The organism is Glutamicibacter mishrai, assembly GCF_012221945.1.
Lineage (GTDB): Bacteria > Actinomycetota > Actinomycetes > Actinomycetales > Micrococcaceae > Glutamicibacter > Glutamicibacter mishrai.
Window position 1 is genome coordinate 724,485 of record NZ_CP032549.1, and the last position, 15,833, is coordinate 740,317.

Sequence of the window (15,833 nt, forward strand, 5' to 3'; positions counted from 1 at the left end):
TATTCGCTGGCCTTTCCTATGCGTCGAAATCGACGGTGAGCTTGTCGCTGGTCGGGTGCGACTGGCAGGTCAGCACATAGCCAGCATCCACTTCTTCGGGTTCCAACGCATAGTTCTCTGCCATGGTCACCGATCCGCAGGTCACCTTGGCGCGGCAGGTGCCGCACACACCCCCAGCGCACGCGAATGGCACATCCGGGCGCACGCGCAAGGCGGCGTTCAAAACCGTTTCGTTGGCACGTACCGGGGACTTGACTTCGCCCTTGAGGCCGTCGAGGTTGAAGCTGATCTCATAGCTTGCTTCATTCTCATCCACGATGACCGGACGGCCGATATGGCCTTGCGGCTTATTCGGCTCGCCGGTGCTGAATAGCTCGAAGCGCACCTTGTCCGCAGGAACTTCAAGCTCCGTGAGCTGGTCGCGCACCAGCTGCACCAATTCGAACGGACCGCACAAGAACCATTCATCCACCGTTGGCGCCTGCACGACATTGGTCAACAGAGCGGTCAGCTTCTGGGCATCGATGCGGCCAGATAGCAGCGGTGAGATCCGCTGTTCCCGGCTGAGCACGTGATGCAGGGCCAGCCGCGCCGGGTAGCGGTCTTTGAGGTCTGCCAGCTCTTCAAGGAACATCACGTCCATGGCGGCCTTGTTGGCATAGATCAGATCAAAGCGGCTATGGTCATTGGCTTCAAGAATCGTGCGGGCAATGGCCAGCACCGGGGTGATCCCCGAGCCGGCAGCAACCGCGACAAATCGGTCTTGGCTGGTGGTATTGATTTGTGATGGATCATTGATTTCGGTGATCCGGTGTTTTGAGATGAAAGCGCCGGCCGGGCTCATCACGTCAATCTGATCGCCCGCCATCAGCTCTTCATTGGCCCAGGTGGAGAACAGCCCACCGAGGTCCCGCTTGATCGCTACCTTGATTTCGTCGCCGGTCGGGGCGGCGCAGATCGAGTAGGAGCGTCGCAGCTCGACGAGCTCCCCCTCGGCGTTGGGCAGTTCTTTGCGCAACGCCACATACTGGCCAGCCACGTAGTCGTATTCATCGCGCAGTTCCTCGGGGATGGCGAAAGTGACTTCGATGGAATCCTTGGTCAGCCGGCGTACGTTGGAGACGCTGAGCCGGTGGAATGAAGCCCTGCGGCGGGTGGAGGTTTGTTGTTCGGTCATGAGAGTACCTTGAAGTAGTCGAAAGGTTCCAAGCAGTCTTTGCAGGTGTAGAGCGCCTTGCATGAAGTCGAAGCGAATCGTGCCAGTTCACGAGTGTTCAGCGAGTGGCAGCGAGGGCATTTCACGCTCATCCCCAGGGTGATGCGCCCTGCATGTCCACGCCCGGTCGGCGCAGCGATGCCGTATTCCTCTAGCTTCTTCTTGCCTTCATCACTCATCCAGTCAGTGGACCAGGCCGGTGTGAGCACCAGCTTGATATCCACCTTCTCGTATCCGGCTTGGGTGAATGCCTGATAGAGATCTTCACTGATCACATCCATGGCTGGGCAACCGGAATACGTTGGCGTGATCAGCACCTGCACTGTTCCATCATCATCGAGATTGACCTCGCGCAGAATCCCGAGGTCCGCAATAGACAGCACCGGGATTTCCGGGTCATTGACCTTCGCTGCGATGGCGAACAGCTCGGTCGTGCCGGCGATCATCTTGCTCATGACGGCTCCCCCTCTCGGGCCTGATGAATGGTTACCAGCTTGCGCCGGGGTGTTTACGGGCCAGCACCTGCATTTCAGCGAGCAGGTAGCCCAGGTGTTCGGAATGCTCTCCGCGTCGGCCGAAGGCCATGGCCTGGCCGGTGGCTGGAACCTGCAGGCCAGCTTGAGCCAGCACTGCGGAGATTTCTTCCTGCCAGGCTGCGCGCAAGGTCGAGGGGCGCACGGCAATCGAGTCCAGGTTCTGGTGCACCGCTTCGTCGCGGAACATTTCATCAACGTAGGGCCAGAGGATTTCGAGGGCATGGCGCATCTTTTCCGCCGATTCCTCGGTACCCTGCCCCAGGCGGATGGTCCACTGGATGGCGTGGTCACGGTGGTAGTCCACTTCCTTGACCGCCTTGGCCGCGATGGCCGCCAGGGTTTCGTCCTGGGACGAAGCCAGCTGCCGGTAGAGCAGGTGCTGGAAAACGGAGACGATGAGCTGGCGGATGATCGTGACGCCGAAGTGCCCATTGGGCTGCTCCACGATCCACAACGAGGTGAATTCTTCTTCCTCGCGCCAGTACGCCAAATCGTCTTCGGTCTTGTCCCATGCCAGACCTGCGTAAGTGAGGAATGAACGGGCATGACCCAGAATGTCCAAGGCGATATTGCCCAGGGCAACATCCTCTTCCAGCTCCGGAGCACGGGAGATCCAGTGCGCCAGGCGCTGGGCCAGGATCAGCGCGTCATCACCCAGGGTCAGCGCGTACCGCGCGACTTCCTCGCTTGGCGCCACGCCATCGACGGCAATGTCCTCTGGCCGCAGCGCGTTGCCCGGGGTAACGCGGGTGGCCGAGGCCAACGCGTCGCCGAAGCTGTCCAGCGCGGCATCCAGTTCTTCGTGCTTCACAGGTGCTTCACTCCCTCGCTGGCCTTGTAGTAGGTGGCGTGGCGGTAGTCCTTGCCCTGAGGAGATTCGAAGAAAGAATCCTTCTCGTCTGGATCGGAGCTGATGATGTCCGTGGACTTCACGACCCACAGGGATACGCCTTCGTTGCGGCGGGTGTAGAGGTCGCGCGCGTTGCGCACGGCCATCTGCTGGTCGGGCGCGTGCAGGGACCCGGCGTGCACATGTGAGAGCCCCCGGGAGGAACGGACAAAAACTTCCCACAGGGGCCAATTGTTCTGCTGGCTCATGCTAGGCGACCTCGCTCTGTGCTTGTTTTGCGGCGTATGCCGATGCTGCTTCTCGCACCCAGGCGCCCTCGCGGTGCGCCTCGCGGCGGCGTTCCAGGCGTTGGGAGTTGACCGGGCCATTGCCCTTGATCACTGCCATGAATTCATCCCAGTTCAGATCCTTGTGGATCCATTGCTTCTTCTCTTCGTCATAGTGCAGCTCTGGGTCCGGCAGGGTCATGCCCAGTACCTTGACCTGTTCTGCGATCATTCCGACGAAGCGCTGGCGCAGTTCATCGTTGGAGAATCGCTTGATCTTCCAGGCCATGGACTGCTGGGAGTTGGGCGACTGGTCATCGGGTGGGCCGAACATCATCAGCGATGGCTCGTAGAAGCGGTTGATCGCGTCCTGCGCCATCTTCTTCTGCGCTTCCGTGCCGCGGGACAGCGCCAGCAGAATCTCGAAGCCTTGGCGCTGATGGAAGGATTCTTCCTTGCAGATGCGGACCATCGCGCGGCCGTACGGGCCATAGGATGCACGGCAGAGCGGGACCTGGTTGGCGATGGCGGCGCCGTCGACCAGCCAGCCGATGGCACCCATATCAGCCCATGAACGGGCGGGGTAATTGAAAATCGAAGAGTACTTGGCCCGACCGGTCAGCAGCTGGTCGTTGAGTTCGTCGCGGCTGGTCCCTAGGGTTTCGGCGGCGGAGTAGAGGTACAGTCCGTGGCCTGCTTCGTCCTGGACCTTGGCCATCAAAATGGACTTGCGCTTCAACGATGGAGCGCGGGTGATCCAGTTGGCTTCGGGCTGCATGCCGATGATTTCAGAGTGGGCATGCTGGGAGACCTGGCGGGTCAGGGTCCTGCGGTAGGGCTCAGGCATCCAGTCGCGTGGTTCCACGCGGGAATCCTGGTCAATCAAGGCATCAAAGCGAGCTTGCGATTGCTCTTCTTCGTAGCTTGGAACGGCACTTAGTCCCGGTTCCTGCGGTGTTCTCTCAGCCATGGGTTCACCTCATCGATTACAAATTACATACTGACCGTTCGTTCAGTATGTCAGAGTGCGCTCCATCACGTCAACACGAGTTCCCGGGATGCGACAAAACCCCAAGGATTACTCCTTGAGGTTGGTCGCAAACGCTAAGTTCTAGGCGTTGATCGATTCGCGCAGAGCACTCTTTCGGCCAACAAATAAGCGATCCAGAGCCCAGCTTCCTGGACCCATCAAAGCAAGGGCGGCTGCGCCAGCGCCGAGCGCCAGCACCAGCTCAAAGCCGCCATCGGCAACGAATACACCTGCTTGCGCGTGGGCCGTCACGATGGCTCCGACCATATCCAGCGCCAGCAGCGCACCGAAGATTCGCGTTGCGAGGCCGAGGATCAACGCGATGCCACCCACGAGTTCCAGGGTCGCAATGACCGGCGCGACGATGCTGGCAGCCGGGACGCCCATCTGGGTGAAGCTGGCAGCGGTGCCTTCGAGGGTGAATTGCGAGAATTTCTGCCAGCCATGGGCGGCGAAGAGAAAACCGATCGCCAAGCGCATGACGATTTGCGCCGAGGCGAGCAAGCGGGGGTTGTTTTCCAGTGCGGTCATTATCTAGCTCCTAGGTAAGGACTTCCGGTCAGGGGGTCTTCCTGCTCGATTTCCTACTCCACGCTATGTGACTTAAGTTGAAGCTTCAAGTACTTTGACGTTAAAAGTCAGTAAGCTTCATCACGCAAAAAGCCGTGCCGCCCATTGCCAGCCAAAGCTGGAACGGACGGCACGGCTATATCGCTGCCTCGGACTGGGCCTTAGAGCACCTTGGAAAGGAAGTCGCGGGTGCGTTCCTGCTGCGGGTTGCCGAAGAGCTGTTCCGGCTCGCCCTGTTCGCAGACCACGCCATCAGCCATGAAGACCACACGGTCTCCCACTTCGCGGGCAAAGCCCATTTCGTGGGTCACCAGGACCATGGTCATGCCGGACTCAGCCAGCTCCTTGATGACCTGCAGCACCTCGCCCACCATCTCCGGGTCCAGCGCGCTGGTGGCCTCATCAAAGAGCATGATGCCAGGAGCCATGGCCAGGGCGCGGGCAATGGCAACACGCTGCTTCTGGCCGCCGGACAGCGAAGCCGGACGGGCATCGGCCTTGTCCTTCAGACCCACGCGTTCCAGCAATTCCAGCGCCCGCTCGCGAGCCTGCGCCTTATTCATCTTCTTCAGCTCAACCGGCGCGAGCATGATGTTCTCGGCCACCGACATGTGCGGGAAGAGGTTGAAGTGCTGGAAGACCATGCCCACGTGGCGGCGGACTTCATTGATATCCACCTTGGGATCGGTCACGTCGAAACCGTCAACGATGACCTTGCCGGAGGTAATGTCCTCCAGCTTGTTCAGGCAGCGCAGCAACGTGGACTTACCCGAACCCGAAGGCCCGATCACGCACACGACCTCGCCTTCACGGATGTCAAGGTCAATGCCCTTGAGCACATTGTTGGAGCCGAAAGATTTATGCAAGTCCTTGACCTGGATCTTCATTTGGGAGCTTTGCTCGGTTACCGCGCTCACTTGTTGAACCTCCGATCGGCGTAGTTAGCCAGCTTGGTCAGGGCCATGATGGCAATGAAGTAGATAACACCTACGATGAGCAGGGTTTCGGTCACGCGGAAGTTCGCTGCGTAGATCTGCTGGCCCTGGTAGAGCAGTTCGCCGAAGCCGATGGCCAACAGCAGCGAGGAGTCCTTCAAGCTGATGATCAGCTGGTTGATCAGCGATGGCGTCATCATCTTGAAAGCTTGGGGAACCACGACCTTCTGCATGGACTTGCCATAACCCAGGCCCAGCGAGCGCGATGCTTCGAGCTGTCCTGGATCCACCGACTGGATGCCGCCGCGAACGATCTCGGCCACGTAGGCACCGGCGTTCAGCGACAGGGTCAGCACGCCAGCGGTCCAGACCGAGATTTCCCAACCGGTCAACTGCGGCAGGCCGAAGTAGAACATGAAGGCCCAGAGCAGCAGCGGAGTGCCACGGAAAATGTTCACGAAGGTTGTTGCGATACCGCGCAAGACGATGTTGTGCGAGATCTTCAGGAAACCGAAGACCAGGCCCAGCACCATGGCGATAGCGAAGGAAATCGCGGTGACCAGCAGGGTGTGCCACAAACCGGTCATCAAGGCCGGGAAGGACTTGACCACCAGATCAAAGAAGTTGCTCGGCACCGCGGCGCTGGGGTCAGCAAGGTACTCGTCCAAGATCTTCTGGTACTCGCCATTGGCCTTCAACTCGGCCAGTCCGTCATTGAAGGCTGCCAGCAGAGCGGTATTTTCGCCCTTGTTCACCGCAAAACCATAGGAGCCGCCCGGCACCTTGTCGGTGACGGTCTTCAGGCCATTGCCCTGGGCGATGCCGTAAGCCAGCACCGGGTAATCATCGAATACTGCCACGGCCGAACCGGACTTCACCGACTCGTACATGGTTGCCGACTGGTCCAGCGACTTGACCTTGAACCCGTATTCCTTGGAAACGGACTTGGCGTAGGCCTCGCCTTCCGAACCGGTCTTGGCGACCACGGTCTTGCCGTCCAGATCCTCATAGCCCTTGATGTCCTCATCGTTCTGGGACACGGCCATCTGGACGCCGGACTCGAAGTAAGGCTCGGAGAAATCATAGATTTCCTTGCGCTCATCGGTGATCGACATGCCCGCGATCACGCCATCGACCTGATTAGCCGACAGGGCTGCCAGCGCGGCGCTAAAACCGAGGGAGCGGACCTCGACCTTGAATCCCTGGTCTTCGGCAATCGCCTGCAGGATATCCATGTCGATGCCGGTCAGTTCCCCATCCTTGCGGAATTCGAAGGGGGCGAAGGTGGTATCGGTGCCGATGACGTAGGTTTTGCCTTCGACGCTGTCGCTGCCTTGGGCCATAGCCGACGGCGCTCCGATGACCAGGGCCATCAGGCCGATGGCTGCGGCGGCAACCCACCGCCTCAGGCGCCCGGCGCGGGCTGCTCTTTGTTTCTTTTCCACTGATGATCGCTTTCTCGTGCTGAAGGGCGAATGGCCCAAGCTGCAGATAGGTTCCTATTCCAGCAAGCCTAAGCGCAATAAAGTCTAGCCGGTACCCTTGGCCCCTCGCTGCCATAGGTTTCCAGTGCTGGACTAGGCCGTTCTGTCCGCGCTGAGCATAGCTTGTGCCCATAGGGCCCGGAGGTGAGATTGAATAGGCATATGACTGATCCATCGTTGACCGCCAATCCCCCGCAGGCCGCACAGCGTCCGACCACCCGCAGCTTCCACGGTGATGATTTCATCGACAACTATGAGTGGCTCCGCAAGAAGTCCAGCCCCGAGGTGATCGATCATCTCAAGGCCGAGAACGAATACACTGACGCAGTCACTGCCTCACAGCAGTCGTTGCGCGATGACCTCTTCAACGAGATCAAGGCTCGCACCGTGGAGACCGACCTGTCGGTTCCCGTGCGCCGACGCGGCTGGTGGTACTTCACCCGCTCCGCCGAGGGCAAGCCATACACCGTGCAGTGCCGCGTCAAGGCCACCGATTCCTCCGACCAGGTGGCTGATTGGACTCCCCCGGTCATCGATCCAGAACACAGCCTGCCGGCAGAAGAGGTATTGCTCGACGGCAACGCGTTGGCCGAAGGCAAGCCATTCTTCTCCCTTGGCGGCATGGCGCTGAACGAAGAGGGCAACCTGCTGGCCTACTGCGTTGATAACGCCGGTGACGAGCGCTTCACCCTGTACATCAAGGACCTGTCCACCGGCGAGCTGCTGTCCGACGTCATTGAAGGCGTTTTTTACGGCCTGGCGTTCTCCCCTGACTCATCTACCGTTTTTTACACCGTGGTTGACGAGACCTGGCGCCCGAACCAGATTCTCGCGCACCGCCTTGGCACCGACGCGGCCCAGGATCAGCTGGTCTTCGAAGAGAACGATCCAGGGATGTGGCTCGGATTCGACCTGAGCCCGGATCGCAAAACCCTGATGATTTCCAGCGGCAACTCCGAATACTCGGAAACCAGCATGCTGGATCTGGCCACGGACCAGGCAGAGGTGACCCTGCTGGTTCCCCGCGAACTGCGGCTGCTGCATGGCATCGACCTGATGCCAGACACCGCCCAGGCCCTGATCACCCACGACTTCCAAGCACCGAATAACATGGTCTCGCTTGCTGAGGTGGAACAGCTGGGCCAGGACACCAAGCCAGAACAGTGGCAGACCGTGGTGGCCCACGAAGATACCGTCAAGGTGGAAGGCACGGCCCTGACCGGATCGCACGTGGTCCTTTCGGTGCGCCGCGACACCTGCGAACGCGTCCAGTTGATTCCGCTTCAGGGATTGGGCACCGCACAGCAGGCACCAGCCATCGAGCCCGGGTTCGAGGATGAGCTGTTCACCGCTTCCCTGACCTATGCCGAACTTGATGCGCCGCTGATCCGCATCAGCTACACCGCCGACTTCACGCCGGCCCGCGTCTACGACCTCTGGCTTGATGGCCAGAAGCTGGACCTGCGCAAGCAGACCCCGGTCAACAACTACGACGCTTCCAAGTACCTCTCCACCCGCGATTGGGCCACCGCTGTGGATGGAACCAAGATTCCGCTGACCATCATGCGCCGCGCCGATCTTGATACCTCCGTGCCGCAACCGGTACTGGTCTATGGCTACGGTTCCTACGAAGCATCGATGGACCCTGGCTTCGGCATTCCGCGCCTGAGCGTGCTGGACCGCGGAGTCATCTTTGTCATTGCCCACGTTCGCGGCGGTGGCGAGTTGGGCCGCGATTGGTATTTGAAGGGCAAGAAGCTGCATAAGAAGAACACCTTCACCGATTTCATCGATTCCACCCAGCACCTCATCGAGGCGGGCATTGCCGACCCGAAGCGGATCGTAGCCCTGGGCGGTTCGGCTGGCGGCCTGCTCATGGGCGCCATCGCGAATATGGCTCCGCAGCTGTACACCGCGATCATCGCCCAGGTTCCTTTCGTGGATGCCCTGACATCCATCCTGGATCCGGATCTTCCACTGTCTGCCTTGGAATGGGAAGAGTGGGGAAATCCTATCGAGAGCAAGGAAGTCTACGACTACATGAAGTCGTATTCTCCTTATGAAAATGTCACGGCTCAGGCCTACCCGAAAATCGCGGCAGTCACTTCGCTGAACGACACCCGCGTGCTGTATGTCGAGCCGGCCAAGTGGGTCGCCAAGCTGCGTGAAGTGGGTACCGGCGATGCGCCGATCGTGCTCAAGACGGAGATGGACGGCGGCCATGGCGGGGCCTCGGGCCGTTATGAATCCTGGAAGTCACGGGCTTGGGACTATGCCTTCGCCCTGGATTCCCTGGGCTGCACCAAACTCGTCTAACTCGCTTCGGAAAGGCGGCCATGCGCCACATCAAGATCAAAGACCATCGTGACGATTCGTCGGTACGCCGGTTATTGGTGCTGGCCGCCGATCCCGCAGGCAAACAAGGCCTGGAAGACCTGCTTGATGAGTGCCAGGACCTGCAGGTCCTGGCACATATCGCCGAGGACGGGACCATCGCAGCGCTGGCAGCCTATCGACACAGCGACCAGTACTCGCTGTGCTTGGAATTTCTTGCGGTGCTGCCCGAATTCCAGCAACGCGGGTTGGGCCGGGCCCTGGTTGAGGAACTGCGCTCGATGCACCGCAAAAACGTCTGGGCCACGACAGACGATGATGCCATCGATTTCTACCGGGCATTGGGCTGCGTGGTTTCCAATTCCGCCGAGGACCCGAGGTGGCCCGGTGTCGCGCGGTACTTGTGCACCCTTCCATATCTTCCTCTGCTGAACAACCAGCCGACGGAAGACCCGGAGTATGAGGCGGTCAATGGCCAGCTGACCCGGGGCAATATTCGCATTGTTGAGCCCTCGCCGAGCTGGCCGCGGGATTTCGAGGACTTCGCGCACCGAATCGCTGGTGCCTTGGGCCCGCAGGCTCTGGCCATTGAGCATACTGGCTCCACGTCGGTTCCGGGGCTCCCGGCAAAACCGATTATCGATATTTCTTTGCTGGTCCCCGACGCCAATGTCGAGCCCAGCTATGTTCCGGCGCTGGAGGGTGCTGGCCTGGTGTTCTGGCATCGCGAGCCTGGCTGGTACGCGCACCGCATGTTCAAGCCGCCAGCTGGCAGCAGCATCGATGCCAATATCCACGTGTTCTCCGCCGGCAGCCCAGAGTATCTGCGCATGGTCATTTTCCGCGAACACCTCAAGGGCGATGCCGCTGACCGGCAGGCTTACGCGCAGGTCAAGCGACAGGCCGCGGCCCAGTTGCTGGCCGAGCAGGGCGAAGATGGGTTGGTCATGGATTACAACCGGATCAAGGAGCCGTTCATCTTGGCCTTGCATCACAAGCTCTTCGCCTCGTAGCTTCCAGCTTTCCGCTTCGCAACAGATCATTGTTTACCGCTATATAACTTGACTTAGCTCACATTTTGTTATTACCTAATGATCGTTCGGTAAATAAATCGGCGAAGGACAATGATGACCAATACCCAGGTAGAAGAACCAGTACCCCACGCCATTCTCCGCAATGACTACGCGACTCAATGGATGGGCATCAACGTCGTCGAAGTTCGCGAAGGGCATGCGGTCATCACCATGGAACTGCGCCCGGAAATGCTCAACGGTTTTGGAATCGGCCACGGCGGAATGATCTTCGCTCTGGCAGACACCGCCTTTGCCTTGAGCTGCAACCCCGTAGAAGGCTCCGATGAGAGCATCACCGTCGCCTCCGGAGCAGATATCAATTTCCTTAGGCCAGCCATTCCCGGAAGAACACTCACCGCCACCGGCCAACGGGTCTCGCAGCAAGGACGCAGCGGGATCTATGACATCACGGTGACCCAGGAATCCAGCGACGGCAGTACCGAAGTCGTAGCCGAATTCCGCGGACGTTCCCGCACCGTGCCCAAGCCGCGCTAAGGCCACCCTTCAGTTCACTCGACACGAAAGTTCCAGCATGTCTCAGACCTCCAACCGCGACGCTCTCCCCAATCCCCTGGATCCAGAAGAGACCATGAGCCGCGATGAAATTGAAGCCATCCAGCTTGAACGGCTGAAGGAAACCCTTCACCACGCCTACACCAACGTCCCGCATTACAAAGAAAAATACGATGCGGCAGGAGTCCACCCCGAGGATCTCAAGGAACTGGGCGACCTTGCGCTGTTCCCGTTCACGGACAAAGAAGATCTGCGCAAGACCTATCCTTTTGGCATGTTCGCCGTGCCGCAGCACGAGGTCTCCCGAATCCATGCGTCCTCCGGCACGACCGGAAAGCCTACTGTTGTCGGCTATACCCAGCAGGACCTGGCCGACTGGGCCAAGCTCGGCGCACGATGCCTGCGGCTATCCGGCGTGAAGCCTGGCTGGAAGGTGCACAACGCCTACGGCTACGGCTTGTTCACCGGCGGGTTGGGAGCCCACGCTGCTGCGGAACATCTTGGTGCAACGGTCATCCCCATGTCCGGAGGGCAAACCGATAAGCAGATTTCACTGATCCAGGACTTCGCCCCCGATGCGATCCTGTGCACCCCGACCTACCTGCTGACCATCGGCGATGCCATGCAGCGCAAGGGCCTCGATCCGCGCAGCACGTCGCTGAAGGTCGCTGTTCTCGGCGCCGAACCATGGACCGAAGAAATGCGCCATGAACTCGAAGAGATGTTCAATATCGATGCTTGCGATATCTACGGACTCTCAGAGGTCATGGGCCCAGGCGTAGCCGGCGAATCCAATGAACGCAAAGATGGAAGCCACATCTGGGAAGACCATTTCCGACCCGAAATCATCGACGCCTTCGATTCGAGCAAGGTCCTGGGCGATGGAGAACATGGCGAACTGGTCTTCACCTCGCTGACCAAGCAAGCCCTGCCAATCATCCGCTACCGGACCCATGACCTGACACGCCTGATGCCTGGCAGCGTCCGCCCGGGACACCGCCGGATGGGCCGCATCACCGGGCGCAGCGATGACATGATCATTCTGCGCGGAGTCAATCTCTTCCCCAGCCAGATCGAAGAGCTGATTCTCAAGGTTCCAGGCCTCTCTCCTCACTTCCAGCTCATCCTTTCGCGCCCCGACCGCATGGATCAACTGGCAGTGAAAGTCGAACGCCGCATGGATGCGACGGCCGAGCAGGCTGAACACGCAGGGAAGGAACTGGCCAAGCTCATCAAGATCCACATCGGCTCGTCCTGCGCCATCGATGTCGTTGAGCCCGAGTCGCTGGAGCGATCAATGGGCAAGCTCAAGCGAATCTATGATCTGCGTAATCAGTAATATGCGCAGGGACATGGAATAATCGACTCATCATGGACACAACCGACACTGCCAGCCGCCCGGTGAAACGCGGGCGCCCCGGGTACGACCAGGAAACCGTACTGAGAATTGCCGTCGAGGCATTCAACGAATACGGCTACGACGCGACCTCCATGGGCAAGCTTGCCGACCGCTTGGGGATCAGCAAGTCCGCGATCTACCACCACGTGCCTTCCAAGGAGGACTTGCTGCGCCTCGCCTTGGACGAAGCACTCTTCCCCTTGGAAGCGGTTATCACCGAAGTGCGCACGCACGAGGGCAGTGCCGACGAGCGTTTGGAGTTCTTCTTGCGCTCAACCATCCGCATCCTGATCGAAAAGCGCCCCTACGTGACCTTGCTGCTGCGCTTGCGTGGCAACACCGAATTGGAGCGCCAAGCGCTGGAACGGCGCCGCGCCATGGACCGCCAGCTCGCTGAGTTGGTCACGTCCGCGCAAAGCGACGGGAAGCTTCGCGATGACCTGGAGCCCCGCGCCACGGCCCGACTTTTGTTCGGCATGATCAACTCGGTAGTGGATTGGTACCGGGTTGATGGCCCACTGGAGGCTTCGGCGCTGGAAGAACAAGCGGTTTCACTGCTCTTCCATGGCCTGCACACCGTGGTGAAGTAGCCGCATTCATTTGCCATTATTGAGGCTCCCTGCTTTTTGAGCAGGGAGCCTCAATGCGTTGATGCGAAATAAACGCTTGGTCGCTGTGGCGCATCCAACCTTTGGGAATTTACGGACTCACAGGAATCACCGTTAGCATCTAAGGGGTGCCTTGTGCACCTGTCGTTGCCAATCGATCGAGTGAAGAGCACCGTGGATTCCTTCTTAGAAACCCTGTTCATGGCTACTGCAGACAGCGGTAGTTCCTATGTCCAGATCCTGCTGTCAGCCGCTAGCATGCTGCTAGTTTTCGTCTCCGCAATCCTTCTTGGGCACCGCAATGATTTGGGTTGGTGGACGCTGATCCTCTCGGTTTTCGTAGGCCCCATGATCTCCGCGTTGCAGTATGACCTGCTGGGCCTGATCTACGCGATCCCGCTGCTGCTCCTGCCGATTTTCGGCCTATGGCGTTTTTCGCAGTTCAAGCTCAACGGCAAGTTCACTCGCGAAGTGACCAAGACCCCGGTCACCCTCTGGTCTGCCGTGGGCATGGTTGTCGGCTTGATCCTGCTGGTGGCCTTGCGCTTCGGCCCATTCCTCTTCAACTCCGGATTCTTGACCGCCACCCCGGAAGTCTGGGTGATGTATTTCGCTGACGCCGCCATTTTCGCTTCCTTCGTCATGATTGCGCGCGGCGTGCGCGAAGGCTGGCTGCTGCTGGCTGTAGCAGCCATCGCTGACCTGGTGGTGTACTTCTTGATTTCGCCAATGCTGGGCATGCTTGGCCTCTACGTCTTCATCGCCCTGGCCGCCGCGTACGGCTACTTCCTGTGGCGCAGCCTTCCTGCCCAGGCTGCCGAGCCGGTGCAGATCGAGCTGGACGAGGAAGAGCTGGCCTTGCAAAAAGCCAAGCAGGCAACCTTGGACAAGCTGAATGCCAAAACCGAAAAGTAGCTGAACCTAGAATGATCCCGCCCCAGTGTGAACTGGGGCGGGATCATTTTTTATGGCTAATTGCGCCAGCTGTCGTTCAGGTTCAGGGAACCGTCCGCATTCACGGTCGCGATGCGGTTGGCCCCGGATTCCCACGTGGCATTGCCGCTCTGGTCGTACTTGACGTACTTATATTCGAACTGCGTTCCTGCCGGAAGGTCCACCGTTCCGCTCCAGCTCGGGTAGCTGGCAGCTGATAGCTGTGGCGCCTTGGCCGGATCCCAGCTGCCTAGTTCCGGCTGGTTGCCGACGATGCGGATGTTCTGCCCCATGACGGTTTGGGCGGTGACTGCGACGCGGACATCAGCGGTGTCCTCGACCGGATCCGGCGTTCCTGATCCGCCATCGGATACGGCACCGATGTGCAGGGCCATGGCACCGTAGGCAGGCAGTGTCGCGGTGAACTTGCCGTCGGCACCCACAGTGATGGTCTTCGAGCAATCGCCTCCGGCCACCACATCACAATAGGTGCCAGCGGCCAGCGAGCTGGTGTATTCGCGGGTGGTTGCCGCCGAGGTGTTGTTGATGGCTACGAAGCCCTTATTGCCGCGGCCGTATGCGATCTGGTTGCCGCCATCGTCCCACCAATTGCTGACAGCCGCGTCGCCGACGGCGTTGTTGAAGCCCACCATTCCGGTGATTTCATCTTGCCGCTGTTCGCAGGTCCAGGCGGAGGAGTCGCAGCTGGCATTGGGTACCGATGCGTCGCTGGCGCCAGGAGCCCCCGCTTCCTTGTCGGTGAACGTGAATCCGGAATACACGGTGGGCGATCCGTAAGGCCAGGAGAGCATGAAAACATTGGCCAGCAGGTACTTGGCGCCCCACTTGTAGTTCATGGATTCGCCGTTGCGTTCGGTGTCGTGGTTGGTGACAAAAACCCCGGCCCGGTCGCTGGTGAGCTTGCCGTCGCCGATGAAGCGCAAGTTGGCGATTTGCGCGTCGAAATCATGCTTGAGCTGCCGCGAATAGTCGAATTCGTGCGAGTCGCCGCTGCCGAGGTATTCGCTCTCCTGGATCGGTTCACCCGACGCCCCGATCACCTCGTGGACCCAGTACACGCCGGGGTTCTTCATCTTGGATTTGATGCCTTCGAGGTCCGTTGCGGGGATGTGCTTCGAGGCATCGATGCGGAATCCTGATACCCCAAGCGAGACGAGGTCATCGAGATAGTCGGCGATGTTTTGCTGGACGTAGCTGCTGGAGGTTTTCAGATCCTGCAAGCCCACGAGGCGGCAGTGCTGCACTTGCCAGCGGTCGGCATAGTTGGTGATGTTGGTGCGGCAATCGTTGAAGTCCTGGGCCGAATACTCTGGGAAGTTGTCATCGGAGAAAGCCGAGCCTGCGGTTCCAGTACCGGTCTGCCCGGCTCCGGTCATGTGATTGACCACGGCGTCTGCGATCACTTTCACGCCTGCATCGTTGCAGCTTTTGACCATGGCGGAGAATTCCTCGCGGTTGCCCAGTTTCGAGTCAACCTTGTAGCTCACCGGCTGGTACGAGGTCCACCATGCAGTGCCGCGCAGGTGCTCAGCTGGAGGCGAGACCTGGACGTAGCCATATCCTGCTGGACCGATGCTGGACTCGCATTCCTGGGCTACCGAATTCCAGTTCCATTGGAACAGGTTGAGGATGACATCCTTTCCGTCGTTGGATGGGGTGGCGGCTTGGGCGGGTGCCGCGAACAACGGTGCGGCGAGCAGGGCGAGCGAGGCGCCGAGTGCTGCCACCGGCTTCACCGTCCTGGCTCCGTGCCGGCGTTGTGTTGATTTGGCGCGTGATGGCAAAAGTCCCACAGAAAAACTCCTTTGTTGTGATGATCGGGCTGCGATAGCTCGACGCGACAGCGTCGGGATCGCTTAACCACACGTTCCCCATCAACGCGTGACCTGCGACACAACTGTAAGCGTTTTCTTAGCTCTTTCCAATAAGTAAATTTCTGTAAATACGTTAAACCCGCGAAACTGTCCGGGTAAATTGTCCTAAAATTTTTTCACTCCACGCCGAATCTTGCCAAAATTGGAAACGCTTTCATAAATATCCGGCGAAGCTGTCCTGGCTCCGAGCA

At 59.5% G+C, this 15,833-nt stretch carries 15 protein-coding genes; 6 read left to right on the forward strand and 9 right to left on the reverse strand.

The window, feature by feature from the left end; all coding sequences use genetic code 11:
• Positions 1 to 16 precede the first annotated feature (16 nt).
• From paaE to D3791_RS03515, 8 genes are all read right to left on the reverse strand, one after another.
• Positions 17 to 1,177, reverse strand: a complete 1,161-nt coding sequence (paaE, locus tag D3791_RS03480) for a 1,2-phenylacetyl-CoA epoxidase subunit PaaE (protein ID WP_022874218.1) — start codon at positions 1,175 to 1,177, stop codon at positions 17 to 19.
• The gene (paaD, locus tag D3791_RS03485; RefSeq protein WP_061954899.1) at positions 1,174 to 1,671 is read right to left on the reverse strand and encodes a 1,2-phenylacetyl-CoA epoxidase subunit PaaD; all 498 of its coding nucleotides are present in this window, start codon (positions 1,669 to 1,671) and stop codon (positions 1,174 to 1,176) included. The genes paaE and paaD overlap by 4 nt, the downstream gene beginning before the upstream one ends.
• Positions 1,672 to 1,702: 31 nt before the next feature.
• The gene (gene paaC / locus D3791_RS03490) at positions 1,703 to 2,563 is read right to left on the reverse strand and encodes a 1,2-phenylacetyl-CoA epoxidase subunit PaaC (RefSeq protein WP_172511301.1); all 861 of its coding nucleotides are present in this window, start codon (positions 2,561 to 2,563) and stop codon (positions 1,703 to 1,705) included.
• A complete protein-coding gene (paaB, locus tag D3791_RS03495; RefSeq protein ID WP_022874221.1) occupies positions 2,560 to 2,850 on the reverse strand; it encodes a 1,2-phenylacetyl-CoA epoxidase subunit PaaB in 291 nt (96 codons plus the stop codon). The genes paaC and paaB overlap by 4 nt, the downstream gene beginning before the upstream one ends.
• 1 nt (position 2,851) lies before the next feature.
• Positions 2,852 to 3,838, reverse strand: a complete 987-nt coding sequence (gene paaA, locus D3791_RS03500) for a 1,2-phenylacetyl-CoA epoxidase subunit PaaA (RefSeq protein ID WP_172511302.1) — start codon at positions 3,836 to 3,838, stop codon at positions 2,852 to 2,854.
• Positions 3,839 to 3,979: 141 nt separating this feature from the next.
• Positions 3,980 to 4,429: a DoxX family protein gene (locus D3791_RS03505; protein WP_172511303.1), complete on the reverse strand. Its 450-nt coding sequence runs from the start codon at positions 4,427 to 4,429 to the stop codon at positions 3,980 to 3,982.
• Between the two features lie 200 nt (positions 4,430 to 4,629).
• Positions 4,630 to 5,355, reverse strand: a complete 726-nt coding sequence (locus D3791_RS03510; protein WP_172512889.1) for an amino acid ABC transporter ATP-binding protein — start codon at positions 5,353 to 5,355, stop codon at positions 4,630 to 4,632.
• 26 nt (positions 5,356 to 5,381) lie between these two features.
• Positions 5,382 to 6,848, reverse strand: coding sequence for an amino acid ABC transporter substrate-binding protein/permease (locus D3791_RS03515; protein WP_172511304.1), 1,467 nt, complete (start codon positions 6,846 to 6,848; stop codon positions 5,382 to 5,384).
• 201 nt (positions 6,849 to 7,049) lie between these two features.
• Between D3791_RS03515 and D3791_RS03520 the strand changes: the two genes are divergently transcribed.
• The 6 genes from D3791_RS03520 to D3791_RS03545 all read left to right on the forward strand — a co-directional run bounded on the left by D3791_RS03520 (position 7,050) and on the right by D3791_RS03545 (position 13,729).
• Entirely contained in the window at positions 7,050 to 9,203 is a 2,154-nt protein-coding gene (locus D3791_RS03520; protein WP_172511305.1) for a S9 family peptidase, read from the forward strand.
• Between the two features lie 20 nt (positions 9,204 to 9,223).
• Positions 9,224 to 10,234, forward strand: a complete 1,011-nt coding sequence (locus D3791_RS03525) for a GNAT family N-acetyltransferase (RefSeq protein ID WP_172511306.1) — start codon at positions 9,224 to 9,226, stop codon at positions 10,232 to 10,234.
• Positions 10,235 to 10,348: 114 nt separating this feature from the next.
• A complete protein-coding gene (paaI, locus tag D3791_RS03530) occupies positions 10,349 to 10,789 on the forward strand; it encodes a hydroxyphenylacetyl-CoA thioesterase PaaI (protein WP_022874228.1) in 441 nt (146 codons plus the stop codon).
• Positions 10,790 to 10,826: 37 nt separating this feature from the next.
• Entirely contained in the window at positions 10,827 to 12,146 is a 1,320-nt protein-coding gene (locus tag D3791_RS03535) for a phenylacetate--CoA ligase family protein (RefSeq protein WP_022874229.1), read from the forward strand.
• Between the two features lie 32 nt (positions 12,147 to 12,178).
• Complete coding sequence (locus D3791_RS03540) at positions 12,179 to 12,796, forward strand: TetR/AcrR family transcriptional regulator (RefSeq protein WP_022874230.1); 618 nt, start codon at positions 12,179 to 12,181, stop codon at positions 12,794 to 12,796.
• 192 nt (positions 12,797 to 12,988) lie between these two features.
• Positions 12,989 to 13,729, forward strand: a complete 741-nt coding sequence (locus D3791_RS03545; RefSeq protein ID WP_152485452.1) for a nicotinamide mononucleotide transporter — start codon at positions 12,989 to 12,991, stop codon at positions 13,727 to 13,729.
• Positions 13,730 to 13,785: 56 nt separating this feature from the next.
• Here the strand turns inward: D3791_RS03545 and D3791_RS03550 are convergent, their stop codons facing one another.
• A complete protein-coding gene (locus D3791_RS03550; protein WP_246242301.1) occupies positions 13,786 to 15,561 on the reverse strand; it encodes a carbohydrate-binding module family 20 domain-containing protein in 1,776 nt (591 codons plus the stop codon).
• Between the last annotated feature and the right edge of the window lie 272 nt (positions 15,562 to 15,833).